The 17,700-nt window shown below is 69.2% G+C and carries 17 protein-coding genes; 6 read left to right on the top strand and 11 right to left on the bottom strand.

The window, feature by feature from the left end; genetic code table 11:
* Positions 1-8: 8 nt before the first annotated feature.
* From EV671_RS24285 to EV671_RS24275, 3 genes are read right to left on the bottom strand one after another with little or no spacing between them, the layout of a single operon-like run.
* Positions 9-746: a substrate-binding periplasmic protein gene (locus EV671_RS24285; RefSeq protein ID WP_132576498.1), complete on the bottom strand. Its 738-nt coding sequence runs from the start codon at positions 744-746 to the stop codon at positions 9-11.
* 36 nt (positions 747-782) lie between these two features.
* Positions 783-1,232, bottom strand: a complete 450-nt coding sequence (gene ybeY / locus EV671_RS24280; RefSeq protein WP_132576497.1) for an rRNA maturation RNase YbeY — start codon at positions 1,230-1,232, stop codon at positions 783-785.
* On the bottom strand, positions 1,229-2,197 hold the full coding sequence (locus EV671_RS24275; protein ID WP_132576496.1) for a PhoH family protein: 969 nt from the start codon (positions 2,195-2,197) through the stop codon (positions 1,229-1,231). Before EV671_RS24275 ends, ybeY begins: the two co-directional genes overlap by 4 nt.
* Before the next feature lie 89 nt (positions 2,198-2,286).
* On the opposite strand from EV671_RS24275, the gene EV671_RS24270 reads away from it, so the two are divergent.
* Genes EV671_RS24270 through ruvB form a run of 4 tightly spaced genes read left to right on the top strand, consistent with a single transcriptional unit; the run spans position 2,287 to position 6,041 of the window.
* Positions 2,287-3,705: a sensor histidine kinase gene (locus EV671_RS24270; protein WP_132576495.1), complete on the top strand. Its 1,419-nt coding sequence runs from the start codon at positions 2,287-2,289 to the stop codon at positions 3,703-3,705.
* A 16-nt stretch (positions 3,706-3,721) separates the two neighbouring features.
* Positions 3,722-4,375, top strand: a complete 654-nt coding sequence (locus EV671_RS24265; protein WP_132576494.1) for a response regulator — start codon at positions 3,722-3,724, stop codon at positions 4,373-4,375.
* 27 nt (positions 4,376-4,402) lie between these two features.
* On the top strand, positions 4,403-4,972 hold the full coding sequence (gene ruvA / locus EV671_RS24260; protein ID WP_132576493.1) for a Holliday junction branch migration protein RuvA: 570 nt from the start codon (positions 4,403-4,405) through the stop codon (positions 4,970-4,972).
* 10 nt (positions 4,973-4,982) lie between these two features.
* Positions 4,983-6,041, top strand: coding sequence for a Holliday junction branch migration DNA helicase RuvB (gene ruvB / locus EV671_RS24255; RefSeq protein WP_132576492.1), 1,059 nt, complete (start codon positions 4,983-4,985; stop codon positions 6,039-6,041).
* A gap of 108 nt (positions 6,042-6,149) precedes the next feature.
* Here ruvB and EV671_RS24250 read toward each other — a convergent pair whose 3' ends face one another.
* The 8 genes from EV671_RS24250 to EV671_RS24215 form a co-directional block, all read right to left on the bottom strand.
* Complete coding sequence (locus EV671_RS24250; protein WP_132576491.1) at positions 6,150-7,136, bottom strand: porin; 987 nt, start codon at positions 7,134-7,136, stop codon at positions 6,150-6,152.
* A 176-nt stretch (positions 7,137-7,312) separates the two neighbouring features.
* Positions 7,313-7,957: a histidine phosphatase family protein gene (locus EV671_RS24245; protein WP_338139966.1), complete on the bottom strand. Its 645-nt coding sequence runs from the start codon at positions 7,955-7,957 to the stop codon at positions 7,313-7,315.
* Positions 7,957-8,280, bottom strand: a complete 324-nt coding sequence (locus EV671_RS24240) for a DUF1840 domain-containing protein (RefSeq protein ID WP_132576490.1) — start codon at positions 8,278-8,280, stop codon at positions 7,957-7,959. The genes EV671_RS24245 and EV671_RS24240 overlap by 1 nt, the downstream gene beginning before the upstream one ends.
* Positions 8,281-8,312: 32 nt before the next feature.
* The gene (locus EV671_RS24235; protein WP_132576489.1) at positions 8,313-10,388 is read right to left on the bottom strand and encodes a putative bifunctional diguanylate cyclase/phosphodiesterase; all 2,076 of its coding nucleotides are present in this window, start codon (positions 10,386-10,388) and stop codon (positions 8,313-8,315) included.
* A gap of 56 nt (positions 10,389-10,444) precedes the next feature.
* Positions 10,445-11,740: a cyclic di-GMP phosphodiesterase gene (locus EV671_RS24230; RefSeq protein WP_132576488.1), complete on the bottom strand. Its 1,296-nt coding sequence runs from the start codon at positions 11,738-11,740 to the stop codon at positions 10,445-10,447.
* A gap of 335 nt (positions 11,741-12,075) precedes the next feature.
* Entirely contained in the window at positions 12,076-13,434 is a 1,359-nt protein-coding gene (locus tag EV671_RS24225; RefSeq protein ID WP_132576487.1) for a GH1 family beta-glucosidase, read from the bottom strand.
* A gap of 201 nt (positions 13,435-13,635) precedes the next feature.
* Positions 13,636-14,673: a LacI family DNA-binding transcriptional regulator gene (locus tag EV671_RS24220; protein ID WP_132576486.1), complete on the bottom strand. Its 1,038-nt coding sequence runs from the start codon at positions 14,671-14,673 to the stop codon at positions 13,636-13,638.
* Positions 14,674-14,685: 12 nt separating this feature from the next.
* Entirely contained in the window at positions 14,686-15,027 is a 342-nt protein-coding gene (locus EV671_RS24215; protein WP_088485602.1) for an HU family DNA-binding protein, read from the bottom strand.
* Between the two features lie 103 nt (positions 15,028-15,130).
* Between EV671_RS24215 and EV671_RS24210 the strand changes: the two genes are divergently transcribed.
* Together EV671_RS24210 and EV671_RS24205 are read left to right on the top strand one after the other, a co-directional pair.
* A complete protein-coding gene (locus EV671_RS24210; RefSeq protein ID WP_165917707.1) occupies positions 15,131-17,152 on the top strand; it encodes a putative bifunctional diguanylate cyclase/phosphodiesterase in 2,022 nt (673 codons plus the stop codon).
* A gap of 106 nt (positions 17,153-17,258) precedes the next feature.
* Positions 17,259-17,700, top strand: a 442-nt coding sequence (locus EV671_RS24205; protein WP_132576484.1) for a hypothetical protein, incomplete at its 3' end; no start/stop codon positions are given.

Here is a 17,700-nt window from a genome sequence, read left to right as displayed (position 1 = left end):
CGCCCGGCTCAGTCCGCCTCGAGCCCAAGTTCGATGAACTGCTGGCTGAAGCGGCGCTTCAGCCGCTCCAGTTCACCGCTGCGGCGCATGTCGGAGATGGCCTCCGACAGCCGCGCCTGCAGATAGGCCCGATGCGGCGCGAGGTAGTGGAAGACCTCGGCCTGCAGCAGCACGCCCACCGGTTGGATGCCGCTCTGCCGAAGCCTGTGGATCTGAACGGCGCCGTTGATGTCGACATCGACGGCGATGTCGAAGCGGTCGGCGGCCAGCATCATGAAGAGGCTCTCGGAGTTGGCCGCGCGCTCGACACCTTCCAGGCCGGCCACCAGATCGTTGACCACCTGCACGCCGCGGATCGCACCGACGCGATAGCGCCGCAGATCCTCGCGCGACGCCACGGCGATCCTTCGCTTGGAAAAGGCCGTCATCACGAAGTAGTCGAAGGCCGGCACGACGCGAACCAGGGCCGGGTAGTCGTCCTGATGCCTGCGCAGCCGCGACACCTCGCCGTCGAGCCGGCCGGCCAATGCCTCAATGGGCGCGCGCGACGGCGGCAAGGGCTCAATCCGGGCGGCCAGCCCGCAGCGCCGGTAGACCTCCTGCAGGATATGCGACGCGATCAGCTGGTTGGCACTCTTCGGGAAACGCGACAGGCGCAATTCCTCGGCCTGGGCCGCCGCGGGCTCGACCGCCCCGCCGGCCCAGGCGACGGGCCAGCCGGACAGCAGCAGGGCGCGTCGTCTCATCGCGGATCGGGCCGGTAGGCGCCAGGCTTGCCGATCTCAGGCGCGCCTGTAGGGGTCGGCGATGCCGAGGCCGGCGAGGATCTCGGTCTCGCGCGCCTCCATGCACTCGGCCTCGTCGTCTTCCTCGTGGTCATAGCCCTGGGCATGCAGCGTGCCGTGAACCAGCATGTGGGCATAGTGGTCAAGCAGGGCGATGCCCATCTCGGCCGCCTCGCGCTCCACCACCTCGGCGCAGATGACGAGGTCGGCGCCGACGACGGGCTCGTGGGCATAGTCGAAGGTCAGCACATTGGTCGCGTAGTCCTTGCCGCGGTAGTCGCGGTTGAGCGTACGGCCCTCCTCGGCATCGACGATGCGCACGGCGATCTCGCCGGGCAGCTCCAGCGCCGCGCGGACGAAGCGCTGCACCTTGTGGCGCACCAGCAGCGCGCGGTGGCGCGGGTCCGCGAACTGCAGGGACAGGCTGAGCCCGGGTTTTGCGTTCATGCTTCGCGTCCTTCGCGCTTGGCGCGCGCCTCATAGGCCTCGACGATGCGGGCCACCAGCGGATGGCGCACGACGTCGGCGCTGGTGAAGCGCGTCATCGCGATGCCCTTGACCTTGGCGAGCACATGCTCGGCGTCGATGAGGCCGGACTGCACGCCGCGCGGCAGGTCGATCTGGCTGGTGTCGCCGGTGACGACGCAGCGGCTGCCGAAGCCGATGCGGGTCAGGAACATCTTCATCTGCTCGGGCGTCGTGTTCTGCGCCTCGTCGAGGATGACGAAGGCATGGTTGAGCGTGCGCCCGCGCATGAAGGCCAGCGGCGCGACTTCCAGCTGGCCCTTCTCGAAGGCCTTGGTCACGCGGTCGAAGCCGAGCAGGTCATAGAGCGCGTCATAGAGCGGGCGCAGATAGGGGTCGACCTTCTGCGTCAGATCGCCGGGCAGGAAGCCCAGGCGCTCGCCGGCCTCCACCGCGGGCCGCGTCAGAATGATGCGCTGCACGCTGGCGCGCTCCAGCGCGTCCACCGCGCAGGCCACGGCCAGGAAGGTCTTGCCGGTGCCGGCCGGGCCGAGGCCCAAGGTGATGTCGTGCGACAGGATCTGCTGCAGGTACTGGTGCTGGCGCGGCGTGCGGGCCGATAGGTCGGCACGCCGCGTGCGCAGCACGAGCGGCCCGTCCTCGCCCGGCCTCGGCGCGGGCTTGTCGGCGGGCGCCTTGGCCTCGACCAGGGCGAGTTGCAGGGTCTCGGCGGACAGCGGGCGCCGGGCGCGTTCGTAGAGGCCCTGCAACAGGCCTTGCGCGCGCTCGGCCGCCGCCTTGGCGCCATTGACGCGGAACTCGGCGTCGCGGCGCGAGACCTTCACGCCGAGCGCCGCCTCGATTTCGCGCAGATGGGCGTCCAGGCTGCCGCAGACGCGGGCCAGGCGGGTGTTGTCGACGGGCTCGAACTCGAAGCGCAGGATCACGATGGGCGCCAGAAACGTGGGATGCGGATTGTCGCCGCTGGTGCATTCCCCGGCGCGGCAGGCCCGGGCCTCCCTCACAATGCCGCCCCATGATTGCCTCGACCGCGCCGGGGGCCATGCTGGCCCGGCGCCTTCCCCTCACCCTCCTGCCGGCCGCGGTGCTTTGCTGCCCGGCCGTCGCCCAGGCCCAGACCCAGGTGGCGCCCGCCCTGTACTGGGCCGCCACGCTGCACGCCTGGGTCGCCGCCATGCTGGCGCTGATGGCCACCGTCGTCGGCCTGGTCTCGGGCCAGCATCCGCGCGAGCGGCCGGCGAGCTTCCTCGTCGGCATGATGCTGAGCTGGGTCGTGCTGCGCGCCGCCACCGCGCCGGGCGCCGCCGGGCTCAAGCCGCTGCTGATGACGCTGCTGGTGCTGTGCGCCGTGCAATATCTGCTGCGCCAGATGAACTGGCAGCGCAGCTGGCTGGACCACGCGCTGCTGATCCAGTGCCTGGTCGTGCCGGCCAGCCTGCTGCTGACCGGCGGCCAGGTCGGCATGCTGGGTGTGGTCTGGTATGTCGTGCTGGAGCTGGAACTGATAGCGGCCATGGGCTGGGCGCTGTGGCTGCGCCGCGAGCGCCTGCGATCCAACCCCGACGAAGTCCAGGCCCGGGAGTTGCGGCTGATGACCGCGCTGCTGCTGCCCACCATGCTCGCCCTACTGGCCGAGATGCTGCTCGCCGCCGTCAACGAGTCGCTGTGGCTGAGCGCTTCGCCATGGCTCACGCTGGCGCTGCCGCTGCTGACGCTGGCCCTGGGCCTGCAACTGGTGAGCAGCGTCGCGCATGCCCGCATGGATGCCGAGCGGCGGGCCACGGCGACCGAGCAGCGCATGGCCGACCGCATCGCCGAAGTGGAGCGGGCCCACGGCCAGTTGGCGGAGCAGAAGCTCGAGCAGGTCACCGAGCGCGAGCGCAAGCGCATCGCGGCCGACCTGCACGACGACCTGGGCGCCAAGCTGCTGACCATCGTGCACACCAGCGAGTCCGACCGCATCTCGACGCTGGCACGCGAGGCGCTCGAGGAGATGCGCCTGTCGGTGCGCGGCCTGACCGGCAAGCCGGTTCACCTGATCGACGCGCTGGGCGACTGGCGCGCCGAGGTCGTGTCGCGCCTGGGCCAGGCCAATATCCTGGCCGAATGGAAGTCGCCGGCCGAGGACGTCGAACACACGCTGCAGGCGCGCTCCTATGTGCAGACGACGCGCATCCTGCGCGAGTCGGTGTCCAACATCATCAAGCACAGCGGCGCCACGCACGCCACCATCTCCAGCGCCGTGCAGGCCGGCGACTTCATCCTGACCATCCAGGACAACGGACAGGGCATCCCGACCGAACTGGACGGCCGACTGGACAGAGGCCACGGCATGGCGAGCATGAAGTCACGCGCCAAGCAGATGCATGGCCAATGCCTGGTTGAATCCGGCCCCGGCTGGGGTACTGTCATCCGTCTGACGATTCCGCTCTGATTCCCCCGAGGTTTCCATGAACCACATCCTGCTGCTCGAAGACATCCCGGAGATCCGCGCCTGGCTCAAGGCGCTGGTCAAGCAGGTGTTCGCCAACGCCCAGATCACCGAATGCTCGCGCGTGCAGGATGCGCTCTCCCTGGTCAACAGCCAGCGTTTCACACTCGCGCTGCTGGACCTGGGCCTGCCGGACGGCTCGGGCGTCGAGGTCATCGCCGCGCTGCGCGAGAAGCAACCCGAGGTGCAGTCGGTCATCGTCACCATCCACGACGACGACGAACACCTCTTCCCGGCGCTGCAGGCCGGCGCCTTCGGCTATCTGCTGAAAGAGCAGTCGCGCGAGTTGCTGGTGGAGCAGTTGCAGCGCATGAGCCAGGGCGAGCCGCCGCTATCGCCCTCCATCGCACGCAAGGTCATCGCCTATTTCGCGGCCCACGCCAAGCCCAGCTCGCAGGCGCTGCTGCACGAGGTCTCGCTGACCGACCGTGAGACCGAGGTGCTGCTGCGCGTGGCCAAGGGCTTCACACTGCCCGAGATCGGCGTGCAGCTGGGACTGTCCCGCCACACCATCGCCGACTACGTGAAGCAGATCTACCGCAAGCTCAATGTGAGCTCGCGCGCCGAGGCCGCACTCGAAGCCCAGCGGCTGGGTTTGTTCGGTCGTAACTGAGCCTGACGTGGCCCGGATAATCGGGCCATGATCGGAAGACTCAGCGGCGTCATCGCCGAGAAAACGCCCCCCCAGGTACTGATCGACGTGGCCGGCGTCGGCTACGAGGTCGATGTGCCGATGAGCACCTTCTTCAACCTCGGCGCGCTCGGCGAGCGCGCCGTGCTGCTGACCCACCTCGTCGTGCGCGAGGACGCACACCAGCTGTTCGGCTTCCTGACCCAGGAAGAACGCGCGACCTTCCGCCAGCTCATCAAGATCAGCGGCGTCGGCCCGAAGATGGCGCTGGGCCTGCTGTCCGGCCTTTCCGTCGCCGATCTGGCCCAGGCCGTCTCGCGTCAGGAGGCCGGTCGGCTGACCAAGGTGCCGGGTATCGGCAAGAAGACGGCCGAGCGCCTGCTGCTGGAGCTGAAAGGCAAGCTCGGCGCCGACCTGGCCCTGCCGGCCACGGTCGCCAGTGATGCCCAGGCCGACATCCTGCAGGCCCTGGTCGCGCTGGGCTACAGCGAAAAGGACGCCGCCGCCGCGCTGAAGGCGCTGCCGCCCGACGTGGGCGTGAGCGACGGCATCAAGCTGGCGCTGAAGAAGCTGTCGTGAGCACGCTGTCATGAGCATCCAGACCGACGACTTCGCCCCCGCCCCGCGGCTGGTGAATGCCGCGCCCGAATCCAGCCGCGAGGAGGCGCTGGAACGCGCGCTGCGGCCCAAGCTGCTCGACGACTACGTCGGCCAGGCCAAGGCCCGCGAGCAGTTGGAAATCTTCATCGGCGCCGCCCGCAAGCGCCGCGAGGCGCTGGACCATGTGCTGCTATTCGGCCCGCCGGGCCTGGGCAAGACGACGCTGTCCCACATCATCGCGGCCGAGTTGGGCGTCAATCTGCGTCAGACCTCCGGTCCGGTGCTGGAGAAGCCCAAGGATCTCGCGGCCATCCTGACCAATCTCGAGAAGAACGACGTCCTCTTCATCGACGAGATCCATCGCCTCAGCCCCGTCGTCGAGGAGATCCTCTACCCGGCGCTGGAGGACTACCAGATCGACATCATGATCGGCGAGGGGCCGGCCGCACGCTCGATCAAGCTGGACCTGCAACCCTTCACGCTGGTCGGCGCGACGACCCGGGCCGGCATGCTGACCAACCCGCTGCGCGACCGCTTCGGCATCGTCGCACGCCTGGAGTTCTACACGCCGGCCGAGTTGCAGCGCATCGTGACCCGCTCTGCCGGCTTGCTCGGTGCGCCCATCGATGCCGACGGCGCGCTCGAGATCGCCCGCCGCTCCCGCGGCACGCCGCGCATCGCCAACCGCCTGCTGCGCCGCGTGCGCGACTACGCCGAGGTGAAGGGCGACGGCCGCATCGTCGCCGGCATCGCCGACAAGGCCCTGGCCATGCTGGACGTCGATCCCCAGGGTTTCGACCTGATGGACCGCAAGTTGCTGGAGGCCGTCGTGCACCGCTTCGACGGCGGCCCGGTCGGCCTGGAAAACGTCGCCGCCGCCATCGGCGAGGAGGCCGGCACCATCGAGGACGTCATCGAGCCCTATCTGATCCAGCAGGGTTTTCTGCAGCGCACGCCGCGCGGGCGCATCGCGACGCTGGCAGCCTGGCGCCACCTCGGGCTCGCACCACCCAGCGGCAAAGGTTCGCCGGATTTGTTCGGCGAATGAAGACAGGCCGCAAGGCCTGCTTCGACAACAAGACGACGCCGGCCAATAAGCGCCGCCCCAACGAAAAAGCGCCCCGAAGGGCGCTTTCATGCTTCAGGTCCCGGAGGATCAGAAGTTGTGGCGGATACCGACGGCCAGCGAGGACTTGAAGTTGGCCGGATTGGCGCTCTGCACCGGATCCTTGTAGTCGATGCTGGTGTAGAAGCCGTACACCTTGGTGCGCTTGCTCAGGTTGTAGTTGTAGCCCAGCGTCCACTGCGAAGCGCCGCCGTTCTTGAAAGTGCCATCGCTGCCGGAGCGGGTGCCACCGACGTTGACGTGGAACTCCGACTGGCCCAGCGTGTACATGGCCGACAGACGACCGATGTCGCGCGACTTGAAGCCGTCCACTTCCTCGCGCTGGTAGTAGCCGGTCACCAGGAAGGGACCGAAGGCGTAATCAGACTCCAAGCCGAAGGTCTTGTGCTTCGCCCAGGCGCCGACAGCGTCGGCTTCGGCGTAGGTGGCAGCCACGTGCAGGCCGGCAACTTCATAGTTGGCGGACAGGTCGAATGCACGGCTGTCATTCGCGGCACCTTCGCCGGCATGGGCGGAAACGATGAAGCTGAAGCCTTCGAAGCTCGGCGAGAAATAGCCGACCTTGTTGGTACGACGGGCGAAACCGAAGTCCGAGAACAGCGCGTCCGACGACGTACCGGTGTCGTGGTTGTGGTTGCTGGTGCGGTCAACGGTCGAGAAGTAGGAGTCCGGGAACCACGAACCCAGGCGAACGGTACCAAAGGAGCCAGACAGCTCAACATTGGCCTGACGCGACCAGAACGTGTTCGACGGGCTGCCGAAAGTTTGGATGGTACCGGTATCGGAGGCGAAGCCATGCTCCAGGTTGAAGCTGGCCTTCAGGCCGCCACCCAGGTCTTCGGTGCCACGGAAGCCCAGGCGCGAAGAGTTGTTTTGCACGGCCGTGATGCGGTCGTTGTTACCAAACTTCTGGCTCTCGACCGAGGTGTTCAGGCGGCCCCACAGGGTCACGGAGCTTTGAGCGAAAGCCGGGGCGGCGACGGCGGCCAGGGCGGCGACGAGTGCGATCTTCTTCATTGTGTGCCTTTGCAGATGGGTTGCGGCTGGGTTGACGGCCCTGCCATGAAGGACAAGTGGCGGCCAGTATAGAAGCGGGTTTCCGCTGATCCGACAGGACCGACGCGCGGATGCAACAGTGGGCTTAGGGGCCTTGAGCGGGTGAAGTCATCGCAGCGGCCCGTCTTGCCGCGAATTCAGGCGCCGATGTCGTCGGCGCTGAGCCCCGCCAGATGCTGGTCGTCGTTCCAGCCGACGAGGGTGAAGCCATCGGCCGTCGCGAGCAGGCGATTGATCGTCGCGTTGCCGAGCTGCCAGCTTCGCGGGGCGTTCAGCGCCACGCGGGTCGCAGCGCGGTAGAGGCAATCGAGCACACCACCGTGGGCGACGATGGCTACGTCCTGGCCCGGGTGAGCCGCCGCAGCGCGCCGCACCGCCGCCAGGCAGCGGGCACTGAATCCGCTCAGGCTCTCGCCGCCGCCGACTGCAAAATCTGGCTCACGACGCCGCCAACGTTCGGCATCTTCTGGGTACTGCTCGGAAATCTGCTGCCAGTCCAGGCCTTCGAAGCAGCCGAAGGCGCGTTCGCGCAGATCGGTATCGAACTGGATATCCAGGCCGCGCCGGCGCGCCAACGCCTCGGCGGTCTGGCGGGCGCGGCTGAGGTCGCTGGCATACAGGGCGGCCAGCGGCTCGTCGGCCAGTGCCTGGGCGAGGCGTTCAGCCTGGGCCAGGCCCAGGGGGCTGAGCGGGATGTCGGTGTGGCCCTGGATGCGGGTCGCACGATTCCACGCGGTCTCGCCGTGGCGGATCAGCACGATGCGGGTGACCTGCTCCAGCACTAGACGCCCCAGACGACGTCGACGCCTTCCTTCAGGCTGCGCTGCATCAGCTCGTGCAGCGGCCAGGCGCGCTGGCGCAGCGACACGCCCTGCCGGCGCGGCGCGGGCTCGCCGGCAGCCTTGGCCGCATCGACGGCGCGCTGGAACCGGGCTTCGTCGGCCGCGACGCCGGCTTCCATGGCCTGAATCAGGCCGGGCAGAGCCGCAAGCTCGAGGATGCCCTGGGGCGCGGGATCGCGGCCGAGCAGGTGCAGCACGGCGTCGCCGGAGTCGGCCAGCATGACGACGTCGGCGCCGGCCTTGGATTTAAAACGGTAGAGCATGGCCGCATTGTGTCGCGCGGCCGGCTGCTTGTTCAGCCGCCAGCCAGACCCAGCCAGCCGGACACCGCGGCATCGACGACATGGCGGCGCGGGCGCACGCGCCGCTCGAATTCCTCGGGTGGCAGCGCCGGCGCATACAGATAGCCCTGGAACTCATGGCAGCCCGCCTGAGCGAGGAAATCCCGCTGGGCTTCCGTTTCGACGCCCTCGGCGATGACCTGCAGGCCCAGCGCCCGGCCCATCTGCACGATGGCGTTGGCGATGCCGACGTCGCTGGGGTCGCTGGGCAGGCCCTGCACGAAGCTGCGGTCGATCTTCAGGCGCTGGATGGGGAAGCGCTTCAGATAGGCGAGCGAGGAGTAGCCGGTGCCGAAATCGTCGATGGACAGCGTGACGCCCAGGCCCGCCAGCGCGCGCATGCGCTTCAGCCCCTCCTCGGCATCGCCGAGCAGGACGCCCTCGGTCAGCTCCAGCTCGAGCAGGCTGGCCGGCAGCGCGGCCTCGCTGAGCGTCTCGGCGACGTTCTCGACGAAGCCGGCCTGCTGGAACTGCAGCGCCGACACGTTGACGGCGACCGGCATGCGCAGGCCGCGGCCCAGCCAGTAGGCAGCCTGGGCGACGGCCTCGCGCAGCACCCAGTCGCCGATGGCGACGACGAAGCCGCTCTCCTCGGCCAGCGGGATGAATTCGGCCGGCGAGATGTCTCCGCGCTGGGGGTCGCGCCAGCGGATCAGCGCCTCGGCGCCGATGACGCGGTCGCTGCCCAGTTCGACCTGGGGCTGGTAGTGCAGGCGGAAGCGCCCCTCGGCCAGGGCCTGGCGCATCGCATGGTCCAGGCGCATGCGCGACAGCAGGTCGACCTCCTTGCGCGGCACATGGAAGCGAAAGCCCGCACGGCCGCCCTCCTTCACCCAGTGCATCGCGCGCTCGGCGCTGGCCATCAGCTCGTCGGGCGTACCACCATCGCCGGGGTAGAGGGCGATGCCGCAGCTGGCCGTCACGGTGAAGCTCAGCGTGTCGAAGCTGAAGGGCTGAGCCAGCAGCTGCTGCACATGGCGGGCGGCGGCCTCGGCCTCGAAGACCTGGGCGCCATCGATCAGCAGCGCGAACTCGTCGCCGCCCAGGCGGGCCAGGGTGTCGTTGGCGCCAACCGCACCACGCAGGCGCTCGACGATCTCGCGCAGCACGCGGTCGCCATAGCTGTGGCCCAGCGTGTCGTTGATCTGCTTGAAGCGGTCCAGGTCCAAATGCAGCAGCGCGAAGACGGGCGGCGGGTCGCCGGTGTCGACGGCGGCCATCTGCTGAACTATGCGGTCGGCCAGCGCGCGGCGGTTCGGCGCGCCGGTCAGCGCGTCCGAGCGGCCAAGCTCCTCGATGCGTTGGTGGGCGGCCAGCTTCTCGCTCAGGTCGCGGAAGGAGAACACCCGGCCGATGGGCTCGCCGCGGCTCATCTGCGGCAGCGAAACCTGCTCGAGCACGCGCCCGTCGGCCAAGCGCAACACGTCGCTGGAGCGCATCAGCGGCGCGTCCAGCAGGGCCTCGATGCGCAGCCGGTACTGCTCGCCATCGCGCATGACGCGCTGCAGGCTCAGCCACAGGCCGGCATCGCCGGGTTCGTGCAGCAGGCCGCCGGGCAGGCCCCACAGTTTGGCGAAGCGGCGGTTGAAGCTGCGCACACGGCCGGCCAGGTCGACGACGAGGATGCCGTCGGCGGTGGATTCCAGCGTCGCGCGCAGTTCGGCCAGCAGGGTCTCGCGCTCGGCCTCGGCGCGGCGGCGGCGCGTCTGGTCGTGCAGCAGCACCAGCCAGTAGTGGCTGCCGTCGGGCGTGTGGATGGGGCTGATGCTGCGGCTGACCCAGCGCGGCTGGCCATCGCTGTGGGTCAGCACAGTGTCGGAACGGATGCGGGCGAAGGGGTCCTGCGAGGCCCCCATCCAGAAGGCTTCGTCCTCCAGCGAGCCGCACAGCAAGGCCGGCGGCTGGCCGAGCGCACGCTCAGGCTTCAGGCCGAGCAGGCGCAACGCGGCGCGGTTGACGGCACTGACGGTGAGGCTTTCGCCATCCACCAGCCAGGCGGGATCGGGCAGGCCTTCAAGCAGGGCGCCCATCGCGGGGGGCGCCTCGGGAACACGAAGCTGGTGGGGGAGTGCCTCGCGGCTCGCGCTCACGCGGCCAACTCCCCTGGCCCCGTACTGACGGCATCGAAGAAGTAGGCGATGCGTGCCCTCGGGCTGAGATAGTCCAGCGACGCCCGCGGCAGGAACTGCGGCTTCAGGCTGCGGCGGATGCCGAGGTCGGGCATTTCTTCGAGATTGAGGACGAGGGCCTCTTCCTTGGCCACCTTGGGGTCATGGACCATCACGCGCGGCTTCAGCGGCCGCGCCGAGTTGACCGACACGACGAGGGCATAGCGGTCGTCGGTCAACTGCACGGTGGAGCCCGGCGGGTAGACGCCCATCATGCGGATGAAGGCGTTCAGCATGGTCGCGTCGAAACGGTTGCGGCCCTGGGCGAACATCAGCGACAGCGCCTCGTGGGGCGTCATCGCCTTGGAGCTGATCAGCGGGTTGCACAGGCCGTCGAAGCGGTTGACCAGCGCGACGATGCGCGCGCCGGTGCTCATGCGGTCCATGTTGATGCGCTGCGGGAAGCCGCTGCCGTCGGCGTGCTCGTGGTGCTGCGCAATGATGAGCAGCGGCGCCGGGGCCAGGCCCATGGTCTGCGCGATGGCGACGCCCTTGGCGACGTGCTGCTGGTAGGCCTGGGTTTCGGCGGAGGTGAAGCTCTCGTCGCGATGCCGCAACCGGGCAGCGATCTCGAGCTTGCCGACGTCGTGCAACAGCGAGCCGACGCCCAGATCCATCATCTCGTCGCGGCCCAGGCCGAAGGCACGGCCCAGCAGCAGCGCGATGATGCAGACGTTGAGCGCATGCGCGGTGCTGCGGTCGCCCGCGGCCTCGTTGAGCAGGCGCATGTTCAGGTCGCCCTCGACGAGCATCTTGTCGAGCAGCGCGGCGGTGAGGCGCTCGGCCTGGGCGCGGGCCTGGTGCGGGTCGTTGCGCACGAGGTCCATGACGATGCGAAAGCCGTCCGAGGCCTCGCCGTACTGGGCTTCGCACAGACGCAGCGCCTCACGCTGGGCGGCGAGCGCACGGCGATGGGCTTCGCGTGCCAGCTCATCGGGCGTCGGCTCGTTGGTGGCCGGCGCGGCCGCATCGGGCACAGTCGCGGCGACCGCCGGGGCCACGACCTCGGGCTGCTCCGGCAGGTCGCTCTTGGCCGGGCTCCAGCGCACCTGGGTCAGGCCGAGGCGGCGCAGGATCAGCAGCTGGTCGCTGGACGCGATCTTGAAGCTCGAAAGCGGGAAGGGATGCGACATCCAGCCGAGGTCGAGATGAATGAACATCCCGACGGCCAGTTGGCTGACGTCGATCAGCGGATCGCTTGTTCTGTCCTGCATTCGCTCATGAAACCCGTGATGCACCGGGCTCTCCTTGACTTTGCGCCGGCACGACCTTGTGCCAGTGGCTTGAGACAAGCTCTAGCTGTACGTCAATTCGGCCCGCTGCGCCCACGGCCATGAGGGAAAAATCACGTCCGCGGCACAACTCGGAGCTTAGCGCCTGATCGTGACCGAAATCCTGTCAACAAGTCGGTGCAAACGCGGAGGAATCCATGCTAAGGAGCCCGGCCGCCATCATCCGCGCAGGCCGGACAGGCCCGCAGCGTGGTCGACCGCCCCCCGTGGCGGTATCGGCATGACGGTCGGCTGCAGGGTCGACCTCCTCCCATGGCTCAGCGCCGCGCGTGGTGGCGGGCGATGAAGTCCCGGTACCAGTGGGCGCTGTCCTTGGGCAGGCGTTCCAGCGTCGCATAGTCGACGTGGACCAGGCCGAAGCGCTTGTCGTAGCCCGAGTTCCATTCGAAGTTGTCGAGCAGGCTCCAGTAGAAATAGCCGCGCACGTCGGCACCCAGGCTCATGGCCGTGGCCAGGGCCTGCAGATGGGCAGACAGGTAGGCGATGCGCTCGGCGTCCGGCACGCGGCCGTCGATGATGCGGTCGGCATTGGCCATGCCGTTCTCGGTGATGAACATCGGCGGCGGCGAATACTCGCGGGCCAGGCGCACCAGGTGTTGCGCGAAAACCTCGGGCACGATCTCCCAGCCCATGTCGGTGAAGCCGCGCCTGCCCGGGCCGGGCACGGTCTTGCCGTCGGCGCCGAAGAGGCTGCGCGTGTAGAAGTTGATGCCGAGGAAGTCCAGCGGCTGGCGGATGCGCTCCAGGTCACCGGCCTCGACGCTGGGCGCGTCGGCGCCGACGTATTCGAAGGCATCGGCCGGGTAGACGCCGCGGAAGATCGGGTCCATATACCAGCGCACATTGAGCCCGTCGTCGATGCGCGCGGCGCGGCGGTCCGCCTCGGCGGGCGTGGCCGGGAAGGACGGCGTGTGGTTGAGGACGATGCCGAGCCTGGCCGCCGTCTCGGCACGCATCGCCCTGACCGCGTCGCCATGAGACAGCATCAGGTGGTGGGCCACCTGCAGGCTCTCGACGCGGCTCTGGTGGCCGGGCGCGAACTGGGCGGTCTCGTAGCCCAGCGTCGCCGTGCACCAGGGCTCGTTGTGGGTGGCGATGCTGGCCAGGCGGCTGCCGAAGCGGCGCGCGATCTCGGCGGCGTAGTCGGCGAAGCGGGCCACGACCTCACGCGACAGCCAGCCGCCCAGGCCCTCGTCCAGCGCCTGCGGCAGGTCCCAGTGGTAGAGCGTCGCATGGGGTTGCAGGCCGGCCTCGAGCAGGGTGTCGATCAGGCGGTCGTAGAAGCCGAAGCCGGCCTCGTTCCAGGCGCCCTGGCCGAGCGGCTGAACGCGCGGCCACGAGAAGCTGAAGCGGTAGCAGTCCAGGCCCAGGCCCTGCATCAGCGCAACGTCGTCGCGATAGCGGTGGTAGTGGTCGCAGGCGACGTCGATGTTGGACGCGTCGTTGATGCGGCCGGGCTGGCGGCAGAAACGGTCCCAGATGGACGCGCCCTTGCCGTCCTCGAAGGCGGCCCCCTCGATCTGCGCGGCGCTGGTGGCCACGCCCCACAGGAAGTCGGGCGGGAAGGACTGGGCGAGGGCGGCGGGGTCGATGCGGTCGAGGTCGGGCAGATTCATGGTCTCGTCAGGAGCCGTTCGGCGGCAGGTCGGTGCCCGGCGCGCAGGCGCGGGCTGGGCGGGTTCAGGCGCGCGCATCTTGCCGACACATGACAGCGCTGTCAATTAAAATGACAGCGATGTCTGGTTGCGCAATCAACAGTACCGGAACTGCACGCATCCTGCGCCTGGAAGATTGCCCGGCCGGCGCGCGGGCGGGGCTCAGCGAGCCCGGGTCGAGTCGCGCACGACGAGTTCGTGCGGCAGCACCTTGTGCAGGTCGGCGTCGTCGGTCGGAGCCGCCATGTCGGGCCGCTGCACGGACACCAGCATTTCCACGGCGGCGCGCGCCATCTCGGCGACCGGCTGGCGCACGGTCGTCAGCGGCGGCCAGACGAGAGCCGCGGTCGGCGAATCGTCAAAGCCCACCACCGACAGCTCGCCGGGCACGTTCAGGCCAAGCCGATGCGCGGCGGCAAGCACACCCAGCGCCATGTCGTCGTTGCTGGCGAACACGGCCGTCGGGCGCTGGCGGCCGCTCAGCAGCTTGTGGGCCGCATCGCGCCCGCTGGCGAAGGTGAAGGCACCGGGCTGGACCAGTTCGGAGTCGGGCTCGATGTCGTGCGCGCGCAGCGCATTGACGAAGCCCTGGTAGCGCGCCGCGCTGGCGGACTGGTCCGGCGGCCCCTTGATGATGGCGATGCGCCGGTGGCCCAGGCTGAGCAGCAGATTGGTGATCTCCTCGGCCGCGCGCACGTCGTCCATGCGCACCGAGGGCACGCCGCGGATGTCACGCTCCGGGGACATCAGCACGCAGGGCGTGCCGCTCTCGCGCAGGGCCGCGAGCACCTCGGGGTTGTCGCACAGAGGCGGCGTCAGGATCATGCCGTCGGGCCGCAGCGCCAGCACCATGCGGTCGATCTGCTGGCGCAGGTCGGGCGCATCGTTGTGCAGGGACTCGACGACGAGGTGATAGCCCAGCTCGCGGCAGCGCAGCGTGGCGCCCTGCTGGACGCTGCCGACGAAGATCGCGCTGGGGTCGTAATAGAGCAGGCCGATCAGGAAGGAACGCCCGCCTGCGAGGCTGCGCGCCGACTGCTTGGGCCGGTAGCGCAGCGCCTCCACCACCTTGAGCACCTGATCCCGGGTGCTTTCATGCACGCCGGGTTCATGGTTGAGCACGCGCGAAACCGTCTTGATCGACACGCCCGCTTCGCGGGCAACATCCACGATCGTCGGACTTCCACTGCGCGCGCTCATGGCAGCGAAGAATTACTTCTTCTTGGCCTTGGCGGCCGGCTTGGCGGCGGGCTTGGCAGCGGCCTTCTTGGCGGCGGCCTTGGGATCGACGGCGGCCTTGAAGCCGGCGCCCGGGGTGAACTTGGGCAGCTTGGCGGCGGCGATCTTGATCTTCGCGCCGGTGCTGGGGTTCACGCCGTTGCGAGCGGCACGGGCGTGCTGCTTGAAGGAGCCGAAGCCCGGGATCGACACGGCGCCACCCTTCTTGACGGTGGTGACGACAGCGTCCAGCAGGGTCTCGAGGATGCGGCCGGCTTCGGCCTTGCTCAGCTCGTGCTTGGCGGCCAGGTGTTCGATCAGATCGGTCTTGTTCATGCGGGGGGTCTCGTCCAAAAACTCGCCCGAACGACTCGGGCGGGCGCGATTGTGGCCTATCGCAGCAGGCATACAGTCCCGGCAAGTCCCGTATCCATCGCCGATGTCCACGCCCGTCCACTTTGCCGCTCTGCTCGACGCCCTGCCCCAGCAGGTGTGGCAGGCCGACGCCTCGGGCCGGCTGTTGTGGATGAACTCCCGCATGACCGAGGCCCTGGGCCGGCCCGCCCTGCCCGCGCCGCTGGCCGGCTGGCTGCATGCCGAGGATCGCGCCGGTTTCGCGGCGGCCTGGGAAGCGGCCCAGCAGGGCGATGCCTTCGAACGCGAGTACCGCTTCGGCTCGACCTGGATGCTGGCCCAGGCGCGCCGCCTGCCCGGCTCGGCGCTGTGGATCGGCAGCCACACCGACGTGACGCATCGGCGCGCGGCCGAGGAGGTCTGGAAGCTGGCGCTGGAGTGCAGCGGTGACGGCGTCTGGGACTGGCGGGTGCAGGAGCAGGCCGAGTATTTCTCAGAGGGCATCATGCGGCTCTACGGCTTCGAGCCCGGCGACGTGGACGCGACACCGCGCGCCTTCGACGGCCGCACCCATCCCGACGACATCGAGCAGATGGCACGCGACCGCGATGCGCACTTCGCCGGCCGCACGCCGCTGTACCGCAACGAGCACCGCGTGCTCGCCAAGGACGGCAGCTGGAAATGGGTGCTGAGCCGCGGCCTCGTCATCGCACGCGACGCGGCGGGCCAGCCGCTGCGCATGGTGGGCACCCACACCGACATCACCGAGCGCAAGCGCCAGGAGGCGCTGGTCTGGCAGCAGGCCCGCATCGACACCCTGACCGGGCTGCCGAACCGGCGCTCGCTGCGCGAGCGCATCGAGCGGGCGCTGGCCCAGCTGGACATGCGGGGCGAGGAGCTAGCCGTGATGTTCGTGGACCTCGACCACTTCAAGGAGGTCAACGACTCCCTCGGCCACGACGTCGGCGACGCCCTGCTCGTGCAGGTGGCCGGACGGCTGCAGGACTGCATGCCCGCAGGCGGCGTCGTCGCGCGCATGGGCGGCGACGAGTTCACCGTGCTGCTGGCCACGGCCGAGGCGGCCGCGGCGGCCGGGCGCGTCGGCCACGAACTGCTAGAGGCCCTGTCCGAGGCCTTCGCGGTGGCGGGCGAGCGGCTCTATGTGTCGGCCAGCATCGGCGTCAGCCTGGCACCGCAGGACGGCCTGGAGATCGAGGCCCTGTTCAAGCATGCCGACCTGGCGCTGTACGAGGCCAAGGGCGCCGGGCGCAACCGGATGCGCCTGTTCACGCCGGCGCTGCACGAGGCCGCCCAGCGCCGCGCCCGGCTGGCCGGCGAATTGCGCGAGGCGCTGCCGGCGGGCCAGTTCAGCCTCGTCTACCAGCCCATCCTGTCGCTGCGCGACCCGGCCGCGCCGCCGCGCAAGGCCGAGGCCCTGCTGCGCTGGCAGCATCCTCAGCTGGGCGAGGTCAGCCCGGCGCAGTTCATCCCGCTGGCCGAGACCAGCGGCCTCATCGTCGAGATCGGCAACTGGGTGTTCCGTGAGGCCGCGGTCCAGGCCAAGGCCTGGCGGGCAGCGGGGCACGAGGGTTTCCAGATCAGCATCAACAAGTCGCCGGTGCAGTTCCTCGGCGAGCGCAGCCACCGCGTGCAGCCCGACTGGGGCGCGCATCTGCGTGCACTGGGCCTGCCCGGCGACGGACTGGCGGTGGAGATCACCGAGGGCCTGCTGCTGGAGCGCGACGAGGCGGTGGCGCAGCGGCTGCGGGCCTTGCGCGAGGCGGGCCTGAGCATCTCGCTGGACGACTTCGGCACGGGCTATTCCTCGCTGAGCTATCTGCAGCACCACGCCATCGACACGGTCAAGATCGACCGCAGCTTCGTCGCCGGCCTCGAGGCCGGCGGCAAGGCACTGGCCCTGTGCCGGGCCATCGTGACGATGGCCCATGAGCTGGGCATGGAGGTGGTGGCCGAAGGCATCGAGACCGAGGCCCAGATGCTGGCGCTGCGGGAGATGGGCTGCGACTGGGGGCAGGGGTGGTGGTTCGGGAAGGGGGTAGCCGCCGCCGAGTTTGAGGAGCGGTGGTTTTCTGCCACCACGCGCTGAACGGCCCATCGAGGGCCATTCAGCCTAGATCCGGCAGTTGAAGTCACCGAATTGGGCTGAAGGCCAATGCTGATGCGGGCGGCAGGCCATCGGTGACACTCACCCGATGGGTGAAGCACGACGCAAGCGAGAGCGGGCTGTTTCGGCCGCGGTGGGTGGCGACGAGCCGATGGTGGTGGACACGCTGGGCGGGCGCATGCACGTGCGCTGGGACGAGGGCGCGGCAGCTACGCCCAACGGGCAACTGGTGTTCTTCGCCGAGTTCCTGGCCGCCGCGGGCGTGTTCGACCGCTGGGTTGAGGCCTTCCCGCTGGCGTACACCAGTCCGAATGCGCCGGGCAAGCGTGACGTGCTGGGTACGCTGGTTCTGGCGATCCTGGCCGGCCACAAACGCTATGCGCATGTCACGGCGCTGCGCGGTGATGCGGTGGCCGCGCAGGCGCTGGGGATGAGCAAGGTGGTCAGCGAGGACGCGCTGCGCCGGGCCCTGCAGCGCATCGACGAGCCCAGTAGCGAAGCGTGGCTGCGCCCGGCGCTGCTGGACTCGG

The sequence above is a fragment of the Roseateles saccharophilus genome (assembly GCF_004342485.1).
In the GTDB taxonomy this organism is placed as follows: Bacteria; Pseudomonadota; Gammaproteobacteria; order Burkholderiales; family Burkholderiaceae_C; genus Pelomonas; species Pelomonas saccharophila.
This window is presented reverse-complemented; position numbering and strand designations above follow the sequence as displayed.